The sequence below is a fragment of the Adonisia turfae CCMR0081 genome (genome assembly GCF_011009555.1).
Classification (GTDB): domain Bacteria; phylum Cyanobacteriota; class Cyanobacteriia; order Phormidesmidales; family Phormidesmidaceae; genus Leptothoe; species Leptothoe turfae.
Map to the genome: position 1 here is coordinate 4056013 of NZ_QXHD01000004.1, position 22551 is coordinate 4078563.

Below are 22551 nucleotides of genomic sequence, written 5' to 3' on the forward strand. Positions count from 1 at the left end.
CTCTAAGAGATACCTCAGATTACCATTCGGCAACAACTCCATCAAAGGCTCTTCTCCTAGCTCTCCGGCTAACACAGTCTTAATGCCTTGGGCTAATGCCTCAGAAGTCTCCTGACCATTGAGTTCAATCACCCAGCGATGGACCCTATCACCCTCGCTGTTCGTAAGCACTCCCAGCGTGTCTGTCACATAGCTGTTGTCCATACTGTCTACCAGATGACGTGTTTCAGGCCGTTGGGCCAGCATGAGACGTATGGCATATTCACCACGGATAGTCTTGCTATCTAGAGTTTCACCTGTTTCCAGAGGAATTTCCGTTGGTTCAACCGTCCGCTCTCCGGCCAAATAGCGTTGTGGATTCAAAATCAGCGTAGTCGCCTGGGGGGGATCAGCAAAGACTGCATCTACTGCTTCCCAGCCCCCTTGATCGCGCACAGCCTTAATAAATTTGAGACCAGCGCCATAAAGAAAAATATTCTCAAAGAGCCGGTCATTAATGGGACCTTCGGGGGGCAGTTTAGCGTGGGCAAGGAAGTCATAGTTCAGCAGCTCGCTGACGGCCAGCATCGCTTCGCCTTCAATGACGGCAGTGACAGCCTGATCGTAGTCAGAGTTGTCCTGGCTTTGGAGATGTAGATTGTAGAGGTCAAAGTGCTGATCCTGCAGGGCATGAAACATCTCGTGGAGCATGACGCCACGCCCCAGCTCATCAGAGCCTGATGTGGTGACAACGAGCTGTTTGGTTTCGGAGTTATACCAGCCATTGAGCCCCGGATCGTTCTGGGGCTGAAAGGTAACGACTAAATTTTCCTTAAAGCTGAGGCCACGCCACTGTTCTAGTTCTGTCATCACAGAGCTGGCGGAATCGGCCCAGGCTGGTGTATCGCCTTCGAAGGTAATGCGGGACTCAGTTGCTTCAATGGCTGTGGTGGTGCAGCTGACGGTGCTGAAGCCACAGGTGAGGGCAAGTATTCCGGAAATGACCATCTGCCAACCGCGCATAAGGAGAAGTCCTTTAGATTTGTCGTTGCTGATTTGTGGGATTTATTGATCGTATAGGCCCTGTCGGCGATCAGCAACGATCAGGCTATCTGACCGTAAGATTAGCCCTCATCCCCCAACCCCTTACTCCCTGGGGGGAGAAGGGGGGACTGACCTTAAATGGATCTTTCCCTTAACCGCCGGCTACAAAGATGTAGCGGAGAATAAAGATTGCGGCTAGGATCCACATGCCGATGGTGGTTTCTCTTGCTTTGCCCTGGAATGCTTTGACTAAGGGATAGGCGATTAGGCCCATGGCCAGACCTTCGGCAATGGAGTAAGCCAGGGGCATCATAATGATGGTTAGGAATGCCGCGATCGCAGCCGCTGGATCCTCCCAATCAATTGCCCTTGCCCCAGACATCATCATCACACCCACCATAATCAATGCAGGCGCTGTGGCAAAGGCGGGGATGCCGGAGAAGAGAGGTATAAACAATAGGGCCACTAAGAAGAAAGCTGCCACAACAACGGCAGTAAAGCCACTGCGTCCCCCTTCAGAAATGCCTGATGCAGACTCAATGTAGGTCGTCACAGTAGAGGTACCCAAAATAGAACCAGCGGTGGTGCCCACAGCATCAGCCATAAAGGCTTTTTCAACGCCGGGAAATGCACCTTCATTGTTGATATAGCCTGCTTTTGAGCCCAAGCCGGTTAGGGTACCAATGGTGTCAAATAGGTCAACAAACAAAAAGACAAAGACAATGCTGACCATTTCTAAAAAGTTGAGCCTAAACAGCTCACCGATACCCACAAAGGCTTGACCAAAGAGATGGGTGGGGGCAGCAGGAATGGCAACCACGCCTTCGGGCCAGGGGGCAACGCCAAACAACCAGGCCAATAAAGCAGTGCCAATGATTCCCCATAACAAGGCACCCGTCACTCGGCGAGAGAACAGAAATGCAGTGATGCCCAACCCCAGCAGTGTCATGGCTGCTTGGGGTGATCTGAGGTTTCCAAGGGTGGTCAATGTGGCTTCAGAGGGGGCAACAATGCCTGCCCCCTTAAGGGCAATGTAGGCAATAAACAAACCAATACCGGCTGTTGTTGCATGCTTCACCGCATCGGGAATAGCGGCAACAATCTTGTTGCGCACATTGGTGAGGGTGAGAATAATAAAGATAATCCCCTCAATAAAGACAGCAGCCAGGGCCACACGCCAGTCCACACCCATGCCTAGCACAACACTGAAGGCAAAGAAAGCATTGATGCCCATGCCAGGAGCCAGAGCAAAGGGAAGTTTGGCGTAAAGACCCATGATCAGGGTTGCGATCGCAGCTGATATCCCCGTTGCCATGACCAGCTCCCCAAATAAGTCTCCTGACCCATTGAGAAAAACAGCCTCCGACAAAATTGCCGGGTTGACGATGAGAATGTAGGCCATGGTGACAAACGTCGTTGCCCCAGCCAAAATTTCCGTAGGTAGATCGGTGCCCAGGGCATCGAAGTTAAAAAAGTTAGCGATGGCCCCTGCCAGGCCAGACGATTGTTGAATATTGCCCGATTGATTAGACATAGCGGTTAAGTGCGTAGCTATTTCCAGTGAAGTGCCTAAGGTTTCTATCGTCTGTCTAGGTGGTTACGGATACGATGGATGTAACATTTATTTTTTATTTGGAAAAGAATTGAAAACTCATTGGTTGCTTCTCAGACGCGCAGGTGCTATAGCTGACCTCGACTACGCTCAGTCAGTTAGGGGGAAAAGCTTGAAGATAGGGTTTTATGGTGCTGATAAGATAACTAACAAACCTTCAAGCCCTGAGAATAGCCATGCGTGTTTATGTGGTTCTGTTTAATGCTCGTACTGAAAATGAGGGAATTCACTCTCTGAAGGTGGGCGATCGCAACATCGTGCTGATGTTTGAAGCCGAAGACGATGCTGTACGCTTTGGTGGTTTGCTAGAGGCACAAGACTTTCCGCCCTGTAGTGTGGAAGGGTTTGAGTCGGAAGAAATCGAAGAGTTTTGTCGCGGTGCAAACTACGAAGCGAAGCATGTGGAAACTGGCACGCTGGTCATGCCCCCAGAGCAAAACCTGGAAACAAAGGACTGGGACCCAGACACCCGCCCCGAAGAGCAAGTGCAGCCAGCTGATTCAGGCACATCAGCTCAGGATATGTCCCAGAAGGAGTTGGATCGGATTCGACAGCAGTTGGAGAAGTTGCTTTGAGGAGGGAGTAGGGAATGGGGGACGTGCTTGAGCTAGGGGTTGATTGGTGGAAGGTGGGTGTTATCACTTGGGCGAAATCCTTGTAATCTATCGAAGTTAAGTTCTGAGCTTTAGTCCGGGGCCAGGCAGTTAAACTGCCTGGCCCCACTGCCCATTCCCCATTCCCCTCTGTCCCATGCCTGACACCATTAACGATCGCAGCTACCTTCTCACCGAGCAGATTAACCCCAATAGTCAGAACCTGGACCAGCTGTCAACGCTGGAAATGGTGCAGGTGTTTAATCAGGAAGATCAGCGGACAGTGGATGCGATCGCAGAAGCAGCGCCCATGCTAGCGATGGCCATTGACCGCACGGCAGAGTCGCTACGGGACGGCGGTCGTCTGTTCTATATAGGTGCTGGCACCAGCGGGCGTTTGGGCGTGTTGGATGCGGCTGAATGTCCACCAACATTTTGCACACCGCCCAAGATGGTGCAGGGAATTTTGGCCGGGGGACCACCAGCTTTGCTGCGCAGCTCAGAAGCCCTAGAAGACTTGCCTGCTGATGGGGCAGCAGCGATGGCGACCCACCAAATTTCTGCCCTTGATGTAGTGGTAGGGATTACGGCTGGTGGAACCACACCCTATGTACATGGTGCGCTTGAAGAAGCCAAGCTCAGGGGAGCTACCACAATTTTTATGGCCTGTGTACCAGCGGAGCAGGTGGATATTGATGTGGATATCGATTTGCGGTTACCGGTAGGGCCTGAAGTATTGGCAGGCTCCACCCGCCTAAAGTCGGGCACCGTCACCAAAATGGCCCTAAATATTTTGTCGACCGGGGTGATGGTGAAACTGGGCAAAGTCTACGGCAATCGCATGGTCGATGTATCGGTTACGAATACCAAGCTCCATGACCGGGCTCTGCGCATTATTTCTGCTCTGACAGATCTATCCCGTGACGAAGCCGATACTCTTTTGGGCAAAAGTGATCAAAAGGTAAAACTTGCTTTGTTAATGCACTGGGCTGATTTGGATAAAGACGCGGCTCAAGCGGCGTTAGATCAAAATAATGGCAATCTACGACAGGCACTTATGGCACGTCCAGAGTAACAATGAAATTAATTTATATTCCTCAGGGCGTACTGCCGTCCGCCCCTACAAAGACACCAGACATCTTATAAAATTCTTCCGTCTAAATCGATTAAGGCGCTTGTGCTTAAATAATCACCCCATTACCCCGTCACTCATCCAACCATCTATAACTCCAAACTGGACTTTATTGTTGTGCAGTCCCCTCAGTTCCTATTTTGGAGAGAAGAGTTTAATGAGTGACCTAGAAGATCCGTATTTTCCCCGTTGTCTTCTCTACCCACCCTCTCAACTTGTTATACCAATTCCTGAAAATCTATCTAAAGTTCAAAGACTGCCATCCTCCTCTGTGCTAGAGAACTACCATTCAGAACTAAGAACTAAGAACCGGTGTCACCTATGCCCTATACCCCCTTACAAGATTATGTTGCAGCAGCTCGATCCGGCAGTATTGTAGCCTTACCTACCGATACCGTGTGGGGTTTAGCCGTAACACCTGACCATAGTGACAAACTCTATGAGCTCAAGCAGCGCAGTCTAGAGAAGTCTCTAATACTTATGGGGACCAGCGCAGCTGATTTGTGGCCCTATGTCACTATGGAGGTGGCTCAGTGGCAGACTATGACTGAGCGCTATTGGCCAGGACAACTCACCCTGGTGGTCCCTTCCACATCGAAGGTCCCGTTGGTGATGCATCCCAAAACGCCAGATACCATTGGTGTCCGCGTGCCCGACCATCCCATCGCTCGCCAAATACTGGCCTTGACAGGGCCTTTGGCAACTACCAGTGCAAATCTATCTGGGCAAACGACCCTGGCGAGCTTGGATGAAGTGCTGGCCCAGTTCCCTCACGTTTATGGTCTAAACGACCAAGCGTTACAGACCTTGGTGGAACCTTTGGGACCTGACATCGTCATTCCCGCTCCGTCTGGATTACCCTCCACCGTTGCTTTCTGGCAATCTGACCATTGGCAGACTATACGTCAGGGAACCGTATATTTGTAGAGTATAAGTAATGGGGATGCGCTCTGACCTTATTTCTAATTACCAAAGTATTTCTACATAAAGATTCCTATGGATTGGCAAACAGCAGTACTCATTGGCATTGGCTTTTTCGGTGGAACCATTACCACCAGCCTGCGCCGAACGCGTCAGTCTGACAGTATTGCCCCTGCCCCTACCGCCTTTACTGCTTCTCGGTCCTCTACGGGTTCTCCAGCTGCGACCGATCTTGCTCCTCAGGAGCCGCCTGCTGTTGAGGTCCCCACTAACCCTACTAATGAGTTAGCTCCCGTAGAGCCTACCCCCCCAGACGATCCCCCCTCTCCGCAGCCTTCGGCTATTCAAGGAACGCCTACCGATGATCCCCAAGCCCTCGCCTATGAGCGTCTCAGCCAGTTAGAACGGTTTAAAAGTGGCTTTTTGGCACGGACTGCCCATGAGTTGCGATCGCCCATTAATAGTGTCATTGGTTTGCACCAGTTGATTCTAGAAGGGCTGTGTGAAACTCCTGAAGAGGAAAAACAATTTACGGCTGAGGCCAAAGAAGCTGCCTATAAGGTTTTACAGCTGTTTGATACGATCATCGCAGCATCCAAACTCGATATTGGGCGTGAAGTTCCAACCCTGGAACCCTTACCCCTAAAAACCCTATTTAAAACATTAGAAGAGTTAACCCATCTGCAAGCAGCGAATAGTAATCTTCGTCTTGCCTTCAAACCTACCGATCTTTCCGTATTGAGTGATTTAAAGTGGCTACAGATGATGCTCATTAGCTTGCTGGATGATGCTATTACATCCACAAAACTCGGCCATATCACCCTGGATGCAGTGGCTGAAGGGGAGTCTATCTTGATCAGGTTAGAGGCCGAGCGCCCAGCCAATGAGTTATGTGTCAGGCTAGATACCTCTCTCTACGGTCGTGAAGTTGATTTGAGTAATCTCTCATCGGTTTATCTTTCCACAGGGCTAACCCTGGCCATTGCCCAAGAAATGGTCAAAGCTCTCCATGGGGAACTGATTTTACCGGCAGCAGCAGAAGCTCCTATAATTACTGTAAAGCTACCGGCAAGTATCTAGGTTTGGAACAACACTTAAGGCTAGTATAGAGTTATGAGCGTTAGCTATGGGTTATGCAGAGTTACTGTTGTAACCTGAGATTATCTTCATAGCTATAGAAGGGCAGGCTGGGTTTTTACAAAGAACAACTATACGACAACAACGGTGTAAGTCTTTTGCCCCCTATTCAAAACTCTGATATTCCTAAGATGGCTGTGCCTCAAAAAGAGCACCGTGCATCCAAGATTTTGATTGTTGATGATCTTCCCAGCAATCTACGACTGCTGTCTTCAGCGCTGTCTGAGGCTGGATACAGTGTTCGTAATGCTGTAAGCGGGGCTATGGCAATTATGGATATTGCCACTGAGCTACCCGATCTTATTTTGCTTGATATCCGGATGCCTGACCTGGATGGGTTTGCCGTTTGCCGCCATCTCCACAGTGATGCCATAACAGCTGATATTCCCATCATTTTTATGAGTGCTATGGATAATGTGCTGGAAAAGTTAAAGGCATTTTCCGTAGGCGGCGTAGACTACATTACAAAGCCGTTTCAAATCGCTGAAGTGCTTGTACGCATTGAGCATCAGCTAGAACTACGGCATCTTAGACAAACGCTTAAAACTCAAAATCAAAAGCTACGCATTATTCTTCAGCAATATGAAATTGCTGAAATGCAGATTCATAAAAATAATCAGGAGTTGGAACAGCGGGTTTTAGAGCGTACCCAAGAGTTACACACTACCAATCAAGCCTTGCAGGCAGAAATCCAACAGCGGCGGCAAGCTCAGGAAAAATTAATGCACCTGGCATTGTATGACTCGTTAACGGGATTGCCAAATCGCACGCTGCTACTGAAACGTTTGGAAGAGACGGTGCAGGCCAGACAGCCCTATGAATGGTCGATACTGCTGATGTTGGCTTGCGATCGCTTTAAAGCCATTAACGACACCCTGGGTCACTTACAGGGCGATCGGCTGTTGATTGAAATCGCTAATCGGATCACAGAAATTGTTTCTGACAGCAGTTTTACCGTACGTCTAGCGGATGATCAATTTGCGATTCTGTTGCCAACGTTAGCGGATAAAAACGAGATTATTCCATTGGTCCAGCGTCTACAAAGGCGGTTAGCGACCCCCATTGAGCTGGGTAATTATGAAGTCACGGTGAATGCCAATGTGGGTATTGTGCTGGTGGATTCCAGCTATGGCAATGGTGAACACATGTTACGGGATGGCTCCCTAGCCTTGCTGCAGGCCAAGCAAAAGCCCCAAGGCTGGCGTGTTTTTCAACCTGAAATGCATACGCAGGCGCTCCATCGTTTGACTCTAGAAGGTAAGCTTCGCCAGGCGTTGAGGCAACAGCAGCTACAGATTTACTATCAGCCCATTGTGGCGTTGACCTCAGCCTCGGCAGCGGCTCCTGTGGAAGGGTATGAGGCCTTAGTCCGCTGGCAGCCTGAGGGCACATCTGACTTTATGTCACCTGCCGATTTTATTCCACTGGCGGAGGAAAGCGATCTAATTTCTCAGCTGGGCAACTGGACGTTTTACAAAGTATGTGAGCAGCTGAGCCAATGGCATCAGGAGAATCCCTCCAAACCTGTTCCTTTTGTCAGTGTGAACTTTTCAGTGCGTCATTTACAGGGTGAGCAGTTCGCCCAACAGATTTATGATGTTCTGCAACAGACGCAGGCTCAACCTGCTTGGTTTAAATTTGAAATTACAGAAAACCTCCTCATCGGTGATCCACAGCCAGTGCTAGCAACCCTGGCTCGGCTTAGACATTGGGGAATTCAAATTAGTATTGATGATTTTGGGACGGGGTATTCATCCCTGAGCTATCTTAAGCAGTTACCGGTTGACACCTTGAAGATTGACCGGGCATTTATTAAGGATATGGAGTCTGATTCTGATAATCTCAAGATTGTCGAGGCCATTGTGCAACTGGCTCAAGTGTTGAAGCTGGATGTTGTCGCTGAAGGCATCGAGACAGAATGGCAAGCTCAACAGCTTGTCAACCTGGGTTGTACCCATGGGCAAGGGTATTGGTTTTCACCTCCCTTACCTTATCTGCCGCCACGAATACTTAAATAGCGGTTGTGTCGAATGGCCTCCATGGTGCTCTGAATATCCATAGGGGCATTGCCTAAAATTTTAAGTAGGTGAGAGCCTAGTTCAAGGGCCGCTTCAAACTCAGGTTGTACGACTTCTCGGGCTCCTGCCTGGGTCAAGCTATCGATTTCAGCGGTGACATGGGCGCGGGCGATCACGTCAAGAGTGGGATTAATGGCTAAGGAACGCTTCAACAATAGCCGGGTGCTCGCCGGGTCTGGCAGGGTAATCGCCAGGGCAATGGCTTTATCCAAATGCGCCTTTTCTAAGATCTGTTCTGAGTCAGCATCGCCGAGGATATAGTGCATCTTGTGGTGCCGCAGGGTTTGGATGGCCGCTTCGTTGTTCTCAATGATTAAAACTGGGTAGTGCCCCTGCTGCTGCAAAATGTTGACGACGACCTGTCCGACCCGACCATAACCAGCTACCACAATATGGTTGGTAAGATCTTCCTCAACCCACATCTCCTGGGGAGATTCCCAAATGCTTAGAAACGGTCTGATGCGTGGGGATTTAAGTAGAGTTTCAGCAATGGGTGTTGCAGACTTAAATAAAATAGGTGTAAATACCAGGGTGATAGCAGTTGTTCCTAACAATAGCAGGTAGGTTTGTTCTGAAATCAGATTGTTCTCTAGACCCACAAGGACTAATACAAATGAGAATTCTCCAATTTGATTGATACCCAGGCTGCTACGTAGCGCTGTTTTAAATGAATAGCCGAAGGATAGCACCACAGGGAGCACAATTAAGGCTTTACCTACCATCACCAGAGCTACGAGTCCTAATATCACCCCGGCATTTTGGATCAAAATCTGCGGGTCGATCAGCATGCCGATGGAGGTAAAAAACAGGCAGGCAAAGGTATCTCGCAGGGGCAAAAATCGGCTGAGGGCGTGGTCGGCGTAGTCGATTTCCGCGATCATCAATCCGGCAGCAAATGCGCCAATTTCAATGGAGAGGCCTAGACGCGCGGTGACGAGTGCCACGCTCAGGCACAGGGCCAGCAGGGTGAGCAGGAACAATTCTGCACTTTCGGTACGGGCAACGGCACGGATCATACGGGGCACAAGCCCATAGCCAGCTGCGATCGCAACTCCAATAAAAATACCCACCTTGAGCAAAGCTAGACCGAGTACCAGCAGTATTGATCCCTGAGAATTAAGGGAGGGCACAATGGCTAGCATGACCCCAAGCGCCAAATCCTGAGCAATCAAAATTGCCAGCATAATTTGACCGTGGCGAGTGTTGGTTTCTCCTCGCTCCGTGAGGGTTTTAAGAACAACGGCTGTGGAGGATAGAGAGAGGACTGTGCCCAGAAAAATGCCCTGCACCCAAGAATTTGCCCAACCCAGTAAGCTGCTAATGGTGGCTACCGCAGCTGTTGTCAGACCAATTTGTAACAAACTGCCCTGGAGCGCGACATTGCGAACACGATTAAGTTCCGCTAGAGAGAACTGTACACCCAAGGAAAATAATAAAAAAGCAACCCCCAGTTCAGCCAGACTCTGAATAGCATCTGCATCGCTGATCAGTTGCAGCCCCAAGGGACCAATCACTAGACCTGAGAGTAAATAGCCCAACAGTACTGGCTGGCGCATGCGACTAGCAATGTACCCCCCAGAGGCAGAGGCTCCTAAGGTTACTGTTAAATCTAAGATAAATCCGCTGTTTACTGCCATTATGCATCCTTAATATCTGGTCGAATCTCCCAGATTTACTGTATTGAAGTGTAATTGATTAGGCCTTGATAAATATCGGATATGGGCAAGCTCATGCTTGAGAAAATTTGATGAAGATGCGGAAATCAAGACACTTGGCCTGAATAACTCTCTGGTGCCCATCTGCCAATCGTCTTAATTTTGTAACTCTAATTTTTAGAAAAACTCACAATCTTCACCCTATGGAGAATGTTGGCGTTGCTGATCTTCAGGAGGATTGAATCTGAACTGGATATAGAGTAATTCTAGTGATCAATTCACCCTCTGAATCAGTAATTCAGTTGTCAACCTTTTCAGGATTAGGAACAACAAAAAATTACAAGAATTGAATAAACTTGATTTTTTTGCTGAATAAATCTGAATTCTTGAGGATTTCTGCGGGCGAAGACGACTGACATCATAGAAGTATTCACAACAGTTTGCGTGCATTGTCTACGGACAACTGAATGAATTCTGTATCTGAATTGTTAATGGTTTCAACAATTCGGGACTAAAGTCCTACCTGGCCCATAATCAGCTGACAGCTAACCAAGAAGCTAACCAAGAATAAGATAGTGGCTCTAAGGAGAGCTTGGGACGTGAATAATGTCTACAGGCGCTACGGAAATCATTTGAGACAGCGATCAAAACTCACACCCTAGGCGCATTTTTCTAGCTAGCGAACATTTCAAATGGCCCCATTTAATCGCCTTCAAAGAAACAGTGTCCTCCATAAAACCCTGTGGCTTTTGGGGGGTTATGCATTCTTTTTGATTGCGGCCTTATCATCAGCCGTTTACTACGTTGCCAATAGCGTTGAAAGCATTCATCGTTCCACCCTGGAGTTTGATGAACTGAACCGTGAAGTTGAGATCATCAATGATTATTTCAATCGTCAGGCGAAAGATCGAAAAAATTTATTTCTGCGTGGCCATAATTCAGAAGACTTGGCCAAGTATTTAGACCGTGTCAACGACATGACGGTCAAGATTGAGCAGCAGACGAATAACGTGTTGCAGTATCCATTGGCAGAGCCCTACCGTAAAGATTTAGAGCAGTTATTGAAAAACCATGCATTGCTAATGGATACCTATACGGAAGGTGTCCAAATCTTTAAGCAAACGCAAGACCCGCGGGCAGGTGATCAGTACGTGCGGGGCGAAGGGGGAGAGGTGGGCGAAGAACTCACCCATGTATTGAAGCAGATTGACCTCGACCGACAAACACTCACAGCAAATAATCAAAGCCACATCAGAACGGTATTGTTGATTAGCACCGGGGGACTGATCGTATTTATTCTGGTGTGCTCTGGAATCTTAGCATTTGCTGTCACCGATCCTATGCGTCGCATTAGTCGGTTCACCACGTTTCTCGATGAAAGTCGTCAAGCCCGTTTGAGTACCGATACCCGAGAGCATACCGAGTTTGGTACCACCACAACGATCTATCAACCGCTTGAGGGCAAGCGATACGATGAGATTGGCTACATGGTGGATACCTATGAAAAACTGTCTAGCCTGATTGGGGACTATAGCCGCACGCTGGAGAAGAGAGTTCAAGAACGGACGGCGCAGCTAGCGTCTGCAAATACTCAGATTATGCATTTGAATCAGAAGCTGGCCGCTGAAAATGTAAGAATGTCAGCGGAGCTGGAGGTTAGCCGACAGCTGCAAGCGCTGATCCTGCCTAAGGAGAAAGAACTTAAACAAATTCATCAGCTGGATATTGCCACATTTATGGAGCCTGCGGAAGAATTTGGCGGTGACTACTTCGATGTGTTGCAATTTAATGGTCGGACACAAATTGGTATTGGCGATGTTACCGGCCATGGTCTTGAAAGTGGCATGCTGATGCTCATGGCTCAAACAGCAGTGCGCACACTGTTACTCCACGGTGAGTCAGATTCTGCAAAAGTGCTAAAGACCCTGAATCAAACGATCTATGCCAATGTGCAACGGATGAACTCCGAACGCAATATGACGTTGTCACTGTTGGATTACAGTGGCGGTAAGGTCAGTCTAACGGGGCAGCATGAAGAGGTGATCATTGTTCGTAAAGATGGTGGTTTAGAGCGTATTGACACCATTGATTTAGGGTTTCCATTGGGGTTAGAGTCCGACATTTCTGAGTTTATTGATCAAACTCACATCAACCTTGACCCTGGTGACGGTATTGTTCTTTACACCGATGGGATTACCGAAGCTGAGAATAGTGACGGAACTCATTATGGATTGCCACGGCTATGTGAGTTGGTCCAACTCCATTGGCACTTACCTGCGGAAGAGATTCGCAGACGGGTGATTCAGGATGTGCAAACCCACATTGGCACCCACAAAGTTTTTGACGATATCACCCTGCTGGTGTTGAAACGGCCAACCATGGCGACGGTGAATCTGGCCTAATGTTTAAGTTTTGGCTGAGTTGTAGAAATAGTCACTCTACGTCAGCGATCCACGGTGTGAACGAATGAATCTCTTCCTTTAATTTAAAGAATATCCTATGTCTTCAGCGTCATTCAATAAGCGGGTTGCCCGGTGGCATCGTTTATCTCATCGGTGGATTGCGATCGCAATTTCTATTCCCATGATCTTTATTATTGCCACCGGTATCTTTTTACAAGATCATGGCGAATTAAAAACCCAGGTAGCTGCAGCTACAGGTGACGTTTTGCAAGTGGCCGTGCGCCGAACAGATTGGCTCGAAGATGTACACGAGGGTAAATGGCATGAGCTGAACCTCTGGCTATTTTTACCCGTCCACGTGTTGTCCTTATTACTATGGCTGACAGGAACTGTGGTGGCCCATAACCGGTAATCGCAAAAATGGCTAGTTCTGCTGAATACAATGAGTGGAATATGCCCTCTATCTAAAAGACGACATTTAATGAAACTAGAGCTTAACTATGATGACCAAAATCTTTGGTGAGTTTAAGGACAATATACCGAAAACTCACCATGAGTATTTAGAATTAGGCTTTTCTCCGACATCGCTGACTGTGCAACAACGGTGGCGTAACAATGGTATTTCCGCTGATTTTGTTGCTGATTATTTGACTACATTTTTGCCTATCTATGACGCTAATAGTCAACATAAACGGCGACAAACAGAAATCAAAGCAGCCATCAACTACATTGCCAATGAGCTTCTGGAAAATGCGATGAAATTCAACTATGAACCCTCAGAAGAGCCGATTAAATTTAGCTTGCACTTATTGCAAGGGATACCTTCAACCATTGTTCTATCCGTTAGCAATGGTCTTTCATTTGATGGCGCAACCAGACTACAACGCTTTATTCAAGATTTTCTTGGTTCAGATCCTGATGACTTTTATCTGCGTCAGCTTGAGCGCAGTGCCACTGACACCTCCATCCCTGGTTCTGGCATGGGGTTTATCACAATTCAAAATGACTACCAGGCCCATTTAGGTTGGAAATTTAGGCCATCTGAATACCAATCAGCAAATTTTACAGTGACGACGATGGCGCAGCTCACAGTTTGATAGCGCTCTCTAACTATAAAAAGTATCTGATATCAATGATTACCTATGACGGACAACAAGGAATAAATACTATGGGGATTCACACGATTGAAGGGGAAAGCTACAAAGTCCAGTGCGACAACCAAACGGCGACTATTAAATTTCACGGTTCTCTAAGACTGAGTGGCCCAGATGCCTATGCCCCCATTGATGAACTGATGGGAGAATTGCTCCAACGAGAACCTGAGCTAATTACCCTCGAACTCAGGGACTTAAAATTCCTCAATAGCTCTGGTATCAGTATGATTTCCAAATTTGTTATTCGTGTTCGCTCAGCTAAAACAGTGAATATGATGGTTGTGGGCAGTGAAGACACTCCCTGGCAGGGAAAGTCTCTCAAGAACTTAAAGCGACTGTTGCCTAGTTTAGAAATTGTTTTGGAGTGATCTTATTTCTCGGTAAATGCCCAGACACCATTCCAGTGCTTGGGCATTGGTTGCTGAGCCATCTGCTGAATACGTTCTAGATAAAACTGAACTGTTTTATCAATGGGATTGATCTTTAGAACAGCTTCAAAGCAGGCCATGGCTTTTGCCCAGTCACCTTCTTGATAGAAGTGTCGTCCCTGTTGATACATTGGCAGGGTTTCTAGCTTCAATTTACGGACCGAATTTATGTCTGCATTGAGCACCTCATAGATGGTGATGGGCTCTTGGCGACCTTTGACAACGATGCGGTCTATCAGTCGCACCGAATACTTATTGGGTTGCTCTAGCTTGAGCATCACATCTTCTGAAATTAACAGCGATACTCCGTAGTATTTGGTCAAACCTTCTAAACGAGCTGTTAGATTAACATTGTCAGACACGGCATCGGCCTGCATGCGATTTGTCTCCCCCACCATACCGACCATCATGTGGCCAGCATGTAAACCAATACCCACCGTCAGTGGTGGATAGCCTTCAGTAAGGCGATGCTGATTATAGGTTCTGATCTGATTGACTTTGGCAATGCCTGCCTGCAATGCATCATCAACGCCATCGGGAAAAACGGCCATCATGCCGTCACCTAGATATTTAACAATGAAGCCATTGTGCTTGCGAATTTCTGGACTAATGCGGCGCAAATAGGCATTAACAAAATCAAAATTCTCTTGGGGCGTCATTTGCTCAGAGAGGGTGGTAAAGGCACGAATGTCAGAGAACATAATCGCCATCTCTTTACTCACATGATCTCCCAGCTTGATGTCGAGAATACTATCTCGCTGAAGAAACGTTAAATATTCTGGAGGGATAAAGCGACTATAAGACTCCAAAAGATCTGAGAGATGGGCATTCGTTTCAATAAGTTTTTGTTCTTGGCGTTTCACAGACTGTACCGTTTCTGAAAATACCCGAGCCAGGTTACCGAGTTCATCACCGCGCAGGGCCGTTGCTGTAAGACTGTGGGGAGTGAAGGTATTATTTTGGACCGTAATGGCCGCTGCCGTAATCTGTTTGACCTGCTCAATGTAATCCGCCATTTCTTGGTTCTGCGTTTCTAACGCGTTCTCTAAAATGGTCGAATGCTCTGTGACAATATCTATCATTGATTGCAGATCGCTATTGTCTGCCCTGAGCTTTTCATTATGTATACGTAGTTCAATGAGCTCGGCGTCCTTTGAGCTGTGAGTACAGGTGTTGGCTATGGATGACTCGAGTTTCATGTCGGACGGACGATGGATTGAATGACTGGCAAGGTAAAGACACCACAGGAGCTTTCAGCAACCATCTCAAATGAAGGGCCAATGTGAACTGTAATCTCCACGACCATTATGGTTCTGATTGGAGATAAGATATAGAAGTATCTCCGTAACTTTGCGGACTCTACATCTAGATGTTCCTAGCTCTCAGAATCAGATCCGGTATCATCAGGCAACAACGTGGTTAGTTGATGTTGTCAGCCCTTAGCCAAGCATGGACATCTTCAGCAATTTATGATTTTTTTGGGCGTTGATTTGGGTTGGCAAACGGGACCGAGTGGTGTTTGCTGCCTGCACTGGGAAAATGATTGCCTCTCTTTAAGTATTCTTGATCGAATGACTACCCATGGCGATGTCTTGGCCTGGCTGCATCAACATGCGCCAACACCGGTCCCCGCGATGGTGGCTGTGGATGCGCCGACAATTATTCCGAACCCAACGGGAATGCGTGAACCGGATCGTCTAGCTCACAAACACTTTGGTAAATATCATGCCGGTTGTTACCCAGCGAATCAGGCGTCTGCATTTGCCACTCAACTCGTGGCCTTTGGTGAGGCGTTAACTGAGCAAGGCTTCCTCCATGCACCAACTCTAAAACCCAGGCAATCTGGTCGTTATCAGATCGAGTTTTTTCCTCACCCAGCCATGGTGCATCTTTTTGGGCTGTCGCATATTCTTAAATATAAAAAAGGTCGTGTTGCTCAGCGACGTCAACAACTTTACCGACTCCGGTCCTTAATTTTGCAGCATTTGCCTCACCATACACCGCGCTTAATGGTGGATACGCTCCCTGCCATACCTAAGGGAGGGTTGGCCTTGAAAGCGGTGGAAGATCAGCTTGACAGTATTGTCTGTGCCTATGGAGCCGCCCACTGGTGGTATTGGGGCCATGCTCGTAACCAGGTGCTGGGCAGTTTAGCCTCAGGCTATATCGTTGTGCCGATGGCCTACGATGTACGCAATTACAAACTTACTACAGCTCCAATTGGTGGCAGTTAAATGGATCCGCCGCCCGATCATAGCAATAATGCTCTGCCAGGGCACAGCGGTTGACGCGATTGTAGTTGTAGATATCCCAAATCTGTACCTCCTGTTCGTGACTCAGATTTTCCCGAATCATTTGTTTAGAACTCGCTGGGATGGTGGCAAAAAATGATGCCCAATGATGGCCGCGTTCCGGAGTGAAGCAAAACTTTCGGACATGACATAGCCATAGAAGTACATCAGATGAATTAGGCGAATGATGGGGAACTGTCATGGGAGGTTGGCGGATTAGGGAGTTCTTATTCAATTGTGGGCAATCTAGATTCATCAAGGAACCTAGATTGCAGCAGATTGAGGAGTTTACGCCCAGCAAGTCGCGGGACCCATTTTATTTATCGAATCTCTTAAAGGTCACTTTATAGTGGCCTTTTTTTTGCCCATGTCAGGCATGGATGCCCCCTGATAAAACGAAGTGAACTAATGCCGGGTGACAGATCGGTTATCCCTATGCGCATGCATACCATTGCACTGGTTAAGTTGATAACATGGTCCTATCTATCTATCAGCAGCTATACGTTATTCACATTCTCTGGATTCTTAGACTTCTCTGTCCTAAGAATTCAGGGAATGTGAATAATTTTGAAGTAATATATCTATTGCTTGGGGCGTCTGTGCCCCCTGCTTGGCAAGTCTGCTTTAGCTCTGAATGGTCCTGAAACGGTCCTAAAGGTGGTCAAAAACTGTTTGGAGACGTAGTTAAACCCTAGATAATACCCATGAAAGATCTCAGCACTTATCGAAATATTGGCATTTTTGCCCACGTAGACGCGGGTAAGACCACCACCACTGAGCGGATCTTGAATTTGACCGGTAAGGTACACAAGATCGGTGAGGTACATGACGGTGCAGCGACCACCGACTTTATGGACCAGGAAAAAGAGCGAGGCATTACGATTCAGTCTGCTGCCACCTCCTGTTTCTGGAACGAACATCAGCTCAATATTATTGACACCCCTGGTCACGTTGACTTCACTATTGAGGTATATCGTTCCCTGAAGGTACTAGATGGCGGTATCGGTGTATTTTGCGGCTCAGGTGGTGTAGAACCTCAATCTGAAACGAACTGGCGCTATGCTAACGACTCTGAGGTAGCCCGTATTATCTACGTCAACAAGCTAGACCGGACCGGTGCTGATTTTTACCGCGTAGTAGACCAGGTTAAGAACGTGCTGGCGGCTAATCCTTTGGTGATGGTGCTGCCCATCGGCATTGAGAATGACTTCGTTGGTGTGGTTGATTTGCTCACTGAGAAAGCCTGGATTTGGGATGATTCTGGTGAGCCGATGAACTATGAGGTCAAGGATGTCCCTGCTGATATGGTCGATGACGTCGCCGAGTGGCGCGAGAAGCTAGTCGAGGCGGCTGTTGAGCAAGACGACGACATCATGGAGAAGTATCTCGAAGGTGAAGATATCTCCATTGATGAGATTAAAGCCTGTATTCGCAAGGGCACTCGTGAGTTAGCTTTCTTCCCCACTTACTGTGGTTCTTCCTTTAAGAACAAGGGTGTACAGCTGGTGCTGGATGCGGTTGTTGATTACCTGCCGGCCCCAACTGAAGTGAAGCCTCAGCCTGAGGTTGATCTCGAAGGTAATGAGACTGGCGAGCTGGCTTACGTTGATCCTGAAAAGCCTTTGCGCGCGCTGGCGTTTAAGATTATGGACGACCGCTTTGGCGCTCTGACATTTGCCCGGATTTACTCCGGTACCGTCAAGAAGGGTGACACTATCTTGAATACAGCTACTGGCAAGAACGAGCGCGTTAGCCGCATTGTTGAAATGCATGCTGATGACCGACAGGAGATGGCTGCAGCTCAAGCGGGTGACATTGTGGCGCTACTGGGTATGAAGACCGTACAAACTGGTCATACCCTGTGCGACCCCAAGAATCCAGCTACGCTAGAACCTATGGTCTTCCCCGACCCTGTGATTTCTATCGCAGTTGAAGCTAAGAAGAAGGGTGAATCTGAGAAGATGGGTATTGCCCTGAGCAAAATGGTTCAAGAAGATCCCTCTTTCCAGGTGGAGACTGATCAAGAAAGCGGCGAAATCATTCTGAAGGGTATGGGTGAGCTGCACCTGGACATTAAGGTGGATATTCTGAAGCGTACCCACGGTATCGAAGTGGAAGTTGGTAAGCCTCAGGTAGCCTACCGCGAGTCCATCACTAAGGTGCTACAAGACAGCTATACCCACAAGAAGCAGTCCGGTGGTTCAGGTCAATACGGCAAGATTGACTACATCATTGAACCCAATGAGGCTGGTGCTGGCTTTGAGTTTGCGTCTAAGGTAACCGGTGGTAATGTGCCTCGTGAATTCTGGCCTGCTGTGGAGAAAGGCTTTGCGGCCAGTATGGATAAGGGGATGCTAGCCGGGTTCCCTGTGGTGGATCTGAAGGTGACCCTGACTGATGGTGGTTTCCACCCGGTTGACTCCAGTGCGATCGCATTCGAAATTGCTGCTAAGGCAGGCTATCGTCAGTCCTTCATTAAAGCCGGTCCTCAGATTCTAGAGCCGATCATGAAGGTGGACGTATTTGCCCCTGAGGATTATGTCGGTGATGTAATCGGTGACCTCAACCGTCGTCGCGGCATGATCCTCGGCCAAGACGTCGGTGCCACTGGTGTGCGCATCAAGGCCGATGTGCCCCTAAGTGAGATGTTTGGCTACATCGGCGACCTGCGTACGATGACGTCTGGTCGTGGCCAGTTCTCCATGTCCTTCGAAAAGTATGCGCCTTGTCCTAAGAACGTTGCTGAAGAGGTGATCAAGGAAGCTAAAGAGCGTCAGGGTGTAGCGGCTTAGGTTTAGAGACTCAAAGCCCTCTTGTTGAACAATGAATGAGTCAACCTCGGCTAGTTGCTAGCCGAGGTTTTTTATTGTCTAGTAACCGATGGCAGAAATTTAGCAGCGATTGTATCCACCCATCGACCCATCGACTCGTACACATTTGATAGTGGATAAGCTTACGCCACAGAGTATTAGTATGGCTAGACATCCACCAGACAGTTTTGGCTTGTTAAACCACGGTTTTCGCCAAAACGCGATTTAATTTCCCGCTTTTATACCCTTCTAAATCTAGGGTGACATAGGTGAAGCCATACTCTTGAAAAGCAGTCACCAGGGTGTTTAGATCCACTGTGGCAACAAAGTCTTTGATGCCGTCAGGCGGTAATTCAATGCGTGCTGTCTCCCCATCAGACCGAACCCGCAGATTACGTATACCCAGTTGGCGCAGATAGCGTTCGCACTGACCGACGCGGTGTAGTTTTTCGGTGGTGATCAGCTCACCATAGGGAAATCGTGAGCTTAAGCAGGGCTGCGATGGTTTATCCCACCAAGGCAGGCCCAGATACTTTGAGATTTCCCGAACGTCTAATTTACTGATCCCGACCTCTGCTAAGGGAGAGCGTACGCCCCGTTCTTTAGCAGCCTGGATACCAGGGCGATAGTCTTGCAGGTCATCGGCGTTGAGACCATCTACAACATAAGGATAGTCTTCAGCCATCGCCAGTGGTTTCAGAGTGTCGTGCAGCTCGCTTTTGCAAAAGTAGCAGCGATTGGTGGGGTTACTGGTGTAGTTGGGGTTGTCCATTTCGTGGGTTTGGACAATGCGATGATTCAGCCCCATAAAGACTGCCTGACTTTTTGCCGCTTCCAGGTCTTCGAACATGAGTGACGGAGAATCAGCCGTGACGGCGAGGGCTTGGGATCCGAGAACATCGTGGGCGATCCTGGCTACCAGTGTGCTGTCAATACCGCCGGAGTAAGCAATCAGGGCTCGATCCATTGCATAAAATATCGACTGGAGCTGATAGAGTTTTTGGGTAATCGTCATAGTCTGCAATCTGAAGTTAGGCTCGTCCATAGGGGGCACTATGCCTAGCCTAACGAAATCACTAAGATTTAATAAGCGATAATGGACTGATTTTCCACAACAAGTGCAGATTCCATTACATACCTTTTTATGATTACCATTGAAATCTTGATGTTCTAACATTAGAGCATTGGACTGATACGCTATTTTAAGTGCTCACCTGGGTTACCATTAGCCTGGCTGAATCAGTACCTGTAGCTCCCCATGGCCGAAAAAAAAGAACTTACCCATCCCCAGTACAAGGCAGATCGCGAGATTGTGACTAATCTGCTCAATGGTGAAGCGACAGACTTTAACTTAATTGAGCTAGCCCGATTGCGCATTCGCTATGACGGATTTCCAGGGGCACGGGATATTCAGCAGGATTTAGATAACGTGTTGGCAAACTGGTCGCTAACGGAAGATGACCTAATGGCCAAAACCCGTGAGATTCATCAGACTGAAATGCTGTATAAAGCGCAGCGGACAAAAAAGGAGGATTGGAGCTAAGGCCACATCAGTATCGATTATGTAATAAAACTCTGAGCGTTCTCTCAATTGGGAAACTGAAAGAACGCTCAGGGCAATCTATTGATAATGATTATTTGTCTTGTCTTTAGGCTCGTGTGAATACAACAATTTTAAGTGTGATCACGTTCTCTATACACCAAACGTATCAATTTGTTGTTTCAGATAGGTCTCTGCTTGGGCTGGGTCAAAATCGCCGAATTTCATCTTTTCAATTCGAGATAATTCCTCTGGTGCATCCACTCCTAACTCTAGTGCAAGTTCTCTTGCTAAATCAGTTAAAAAGAAATCTTCTACACCTGTAGTGGGTTTATCAGTCGGTACATAATTCCAACGTACGAGTTGGGTCGTAATCCAACTTGCAAAACTCTTCCAAGGATAGGGATCAAAGCAAATGCGATCTGGAATATCAAAGGAGTTTCCTTGCCCATCTTCAAACTGCCCAGTCATGACGGCTTCTAGAACCGGTAATGGTTGATTGAGATATTCTTGTGGAGCAATGGTCGCTGCAATTTCTTTACGATTGACAGGGTCATTGGCATAGTTGGCCCCGTCGATAATGGCCTTGTTCAAGGCCCGAAACGTTTTGGGATGACCATTAATCCACTTTTGAGTAGCAACAAAGGCACAGCAGGGATGGCCGTCCCACAAATCTTTGCTAAGCAGGTGAATAAAGCCGATGTCGTCTTGCACGATCCGTTGGGTAAAGTTATCGGGCAAAATGAAGGCGTCGATTTGTCCGGAAGCCAGTTTTGCGATCGCATCCGGTGGTGGCAAAATCAACAGATTGACATCTTTGTCCGGATCCAGTCCGCCAGTAGCCAAGTAATAGCGTATCAGCAAATTATGATTGGAAAAATCATAGGGAATGCCAATACTCATGCCCCTAAAGTCTTCCGGTCCGTTGATCTGGCCCATGTGTTTTTTAGCGACGGCAATGGCCTGACCATTATTGTTCTCAATGCTGGCGAGCCTCACCGGAAAGGGCGCTGAACCTAAACCAAGAGACATGGCAATGGGCATAGGAGCCAGCATGTGATAAGCATCCAGTTCCCCTGCGATGGCTGCATCTCTTACTACCGACCAACTGTAATACTTAATTAACTCTACATCGAGCCCATACTTCTTATAGAAACCCAATGGTTTCGACATAATGATGGGTGTTGAACAAGTAATTGGAAGAAATGCGACCTTCAGTTTAGATTTTTCTAAATCTTCTACCGCTGGACTATCTGCAGGTTCTTCAGCCACTTCCGTGGCTGAGCCACAGTTAGCTAAACTGACAAGGGCAGCCCCCACGGCAATGTTCTGTAGAAATTTGCGTCGAGTCACCTGACTCATGCGTTTAGCATCAGTAAAAAACTCACCAGCTTTGGGGCCAAACGCAGCACTAAATGCCTGGTCGAGACCGCCAGCTAATTTGATCAAATCTCTCACCAACCGCTCTCGTTTTGGTTTGCCTTGGCCCACCATGCTAATAAATAAAGCTGTCCGCAGCTCTGCCTGGGTGATGGAATCAGCTGCCTCAATGGCAGTTGGCTGATAAACCCGCATCTTTACCAAGTCATCGATCAAGTCAGCTGGATTCTGCGGCATTTCGATGTCTGCCATTAAATTCCAGTGATCTTGAGCGGAATGAAAACTGCCACAAACAGTACAGGGTGAAGAAAAACTGTTGCGTATTCCCTGTGGAGAAGAGAGACTATTTAAATAGTGAGACTGACTAGACAGTGATATCATAGCGTTTTTTTGTT

18 protein-coding genes and 1 pseudogene are annotated in these 22551 nt (G+C 47.8%); 12 read left to right on the forward strand and 7 right to left on the reverse strand.

Annotation, left to right across the window (positions count from 1 at the left end; genetic code table 11):
- Positions 1 to 1002, reverse strand: a pseudogene (locus DXZ20_RS21515) (hypothetical protein); the annotation flags it as partial.
- Positions 1003 to 1174: 172 nt separating this feature from the next.
- The gene (locus DXZ20_RS21520) at positions 1175 to 2557 is read right to left on the reverse strand and encodes an NCS2 family permease (RefSeq protein WP_163700586.1); all 1383 of its coding nucleotides are present in this window, start codon (positions 2555 to 2557) and stop codon (positions 1175 to 1177) included.
- Positions 2558 to 2811: 254 nt separating this feature from the next.
- Between DXZ20_RS21520 and DXZ20_RS21525 the strand changes: the two genes are divergently transcribed.
- The 5 genes from DXZ20_RS21525 (at position 2812) to DXZ20_RS21545 (ending at position 8436) form a co-directional block, all read left to right on the forward strand.
- Positions 2812 to 3210 (forward strand): DUF3110 domain-containing protein, encoded by a 399-nt coding sequence (locus tag DXZ20_RS21525; protein WP_163700589.1) that lies wholly within the window; start codon positions 2812 to 2814, stop codon positions 3208 to 3210.
- A gap of 175 nt (positions 3211 to 3385) precedes the next feature.
- Positions 3386 to 4303 carry an N-acetylmuramic acid 6-phosphate etherase gene (murQ, locus tag DXZ20_RS21530; protein WP_163659414.1) on the forward strand — a complete coding sequence of 306 codons (918 nt, stop codon included), beginning with the start codon at positions 3386 to 3388 and terminating at the stop codon, positions 4301 to 4303.
- A gap of 378 nt (positions 4304 to 4681) precedes the next feature.
- On the forward strand, positions 4682 to 5287 hold the full coding sequence (locus DXZ20_RS21535; RefSeq protein ID WP_163700591.1) for an L-threonylcarbamoyladenylate synthase: 606 nt from the start codon (positions 4682 to 4684) through the stop codon (positions 5285 to 5287).
- Positions 5288 to 5356: 69 nt separating this feature from the next.
- On the forward strand, positions 5357 to 6361 hold the full coding sequence (locus tag DXZ20_RS21540) for a sensor histidine kinase (protein WP_163700594.1): 1005 nt from the start codon (positions 5357 to 5359) through the stop codon (positions 6359 to 6361).
- A gap of 155 nt (positions 6362 to 6516) precedes the next feature.
- Positions 6517 to 8436 carry a putative bifunctional diguanylate cyclase/phosphodiesterase gene (locus tag DXZ20_RS21545; protein WP_163700597.1) on the forward strand — a complete coding sequence of 640 codons (1920 nt, stop codon included), beginning with the start codon at positions 6517 to 6519 and terminating at the stop codon, positions 8434 to 8436.
- Here DXZ20_RS21545 and DXZ20_RS21550 read toward each other — a convergent pair.
- Positions 8409 to 10133, reverse strand: a complete 1725-nt coding sequence (locus DXZ20_RS21550) for a cation:proton antiporter (RefSeq protein ID WP_163700600.1) — start codon at positions 10131 to 10133, stop codon at positions 8409 to 8411. The genes DXZ20_RS21545 and DXZ20_RS21550 overlap by 28 nt on opposite strands.
- Before the next feature lie 710 nt (positions 10134 to 10843).
- Here DXZ20_RS21550 and DXZ20_RS21555 point away from each other — a divergent pair.
- From DXZ20_RS21555 to DXZ20_RS21570, 4 genes are all read left to right on the forward strand, one after another.
- A complete protein-coding gene (locus tag DXZ20_RS21555) occupies positions 10844 to 12553 on the forward strand; it encodes a PP2C family protein-serine/threonine phosphatase (RefSeq protein WP_163700603.1) in 1710 nt (569 codons plus the stop codon).
- A gap of 97 nt (positions 12554 to 12650) precedes the next feature.
- The gene (locus tag DXZ20_RS21560) at positions 12651 to 12965 is read left to right on the forward strand and encodes a hypothetical protein (RefSeq protein WP_250565868.1); all 315 of its coding nucleotides are present in this window, start codon (positions 12651 to 12653) and stop codon (positions 12963 to 12965) included.
- A gap of 88 nt (positions 12966 to 13053) precedes the next feature.
- The gene (locus DXZ20_RS21565) at positions 13054 to 13650 is read left to right on the forward strand and encodes a slr1658 family protein (protein WP_250564656.1); all 597 of its coding nucleotides are present in this window, start codon (positions 13054 to 13056) and stop codon (positions 13648 to 13650) included.
- A gap of 71 nt (positions 13651 to 13721) precedes the next feature.
- The gene (locus tag DXZ20_RS21570; RefSeq protein WP_163659420.1) at positions 13722 to 14075 is read left to right on the forward strand and encodes a slr1659 superfamily regulator; all 354 of its coding nucleotides are present in this window, start codon (positions 13722 to 13724) and stop codon (positions 14073 to 14075) included.
- Positions 14076 to 14077: 2 nt separating this feature from the next.
- Here the strand turns inward: DXZ20_RS21570 and DXZ20_RS21575 are convergent, their stop codons facing one another.
- Positions 14078 to 15217, reverse strand: coding sequence for an adenylate/guanylate cyclase domain-containing protein (locus DXZ20_RS21575; RefSeq protein ID WP_250565869.1), 1140 nt, complete (start codon positions 15215 to 15217; stop codon positions 14078 to 14080).
- 387 nt (positions 15218 to 15604) lie between these two features.
- On the opposite strand from DXZ20_RS21575, the gene DXZ20_RS21580 reads away from it, so the two are divergent.
- Entirely contained in the window at positions 15605 to 16369 is a 765-nt protein-coding gene (locus tag DXZ20_RS21580; RefSeq protein WP_163700606.1) for a DUF429 domain-containing protein, read from the forward strand.
- On the opposite strand, the gene DXZ20_RS21585 is transcribed toward DXZ20_RS21580, so the two are convergent.
- On the reverse strand, positions 16344 to 16628 hold the full coding sequence (locus tag DXZ20_RS21585; RefSeq protein WP_006519020.1) for a hypothetical protein: 285 nt from the start codon (positions 16626 to 16628) through the stop codon (positions 16344 to 16346). The genes DXZ20_RS21580 and DXZ20_RS21585 overlap by 26 nt on opposite strands.
- Positions 16629 to 17130: 502 nt before the next feature.
- Between DXZ20_RS21585 and fusA the strand changes: the two genes are divergently transcribed.
- Positions 17131 to 19218: an elongation factor G gene (gene fusA / locus DXZ20_RS21590; RefSeq protein ID WP_163700609.1), complete on the forward strand. Its 2088-nt coding sequence runs from the start codon at positions 17131 to 17133 to the stop codon at positions 19216 to 19218.
- Between the two features lie 214 nt (positions 19219 to 19432).
- On the opposite strand, the gene larE is transcribed toward fusA, so the two are convergent.
- Complete coding sequence (gene larE / locus DXZ20_RS21595; protein WP_163700612.1) at positions 19433 to 20251, reverse strand: ATP-dependent sacrificial sulfur transferase LarE; 819 nt, start codon at positions 20249 to 20251, stop codon at positions 19433 to 19435.
- Positions 20252 to 20494: 243 nt separating this feature from the next.
- Between larE and DXZ20_RS21600 the strand changes: the two genes are divergently transcribed.
- Positions 20495 to 20779 (forward strand): DUF3288 family protein, encoded by a 285-nt coding sequence (locus DXZ20_RS21600; protein WP_006519017.1) that lies wholly within the window; start codon positions 20495 to 20497, stop codon positions 20777 to 20779.
- A 150-nt stretch (positions 20780 to 20929) separates the two neighbouring features.
- Here DXZ20_RS21600 and DXZ20_RS21605 read toward each other — a convergent pair whose 3' ends face one another.
- Complete coding sequence (locus tag DXZ20_RS21605; protein WP_250566169.1) at positions 20930 to 22537, reverse strand: ABC transporter substrate-binding protein; 1608 nt, start codon at positions 22535 to 22537, stop codon at positions 20930 to 20932.
- Between the last annotated feature and the right edge of the window lie 14 nt (positions 22538 to 22551).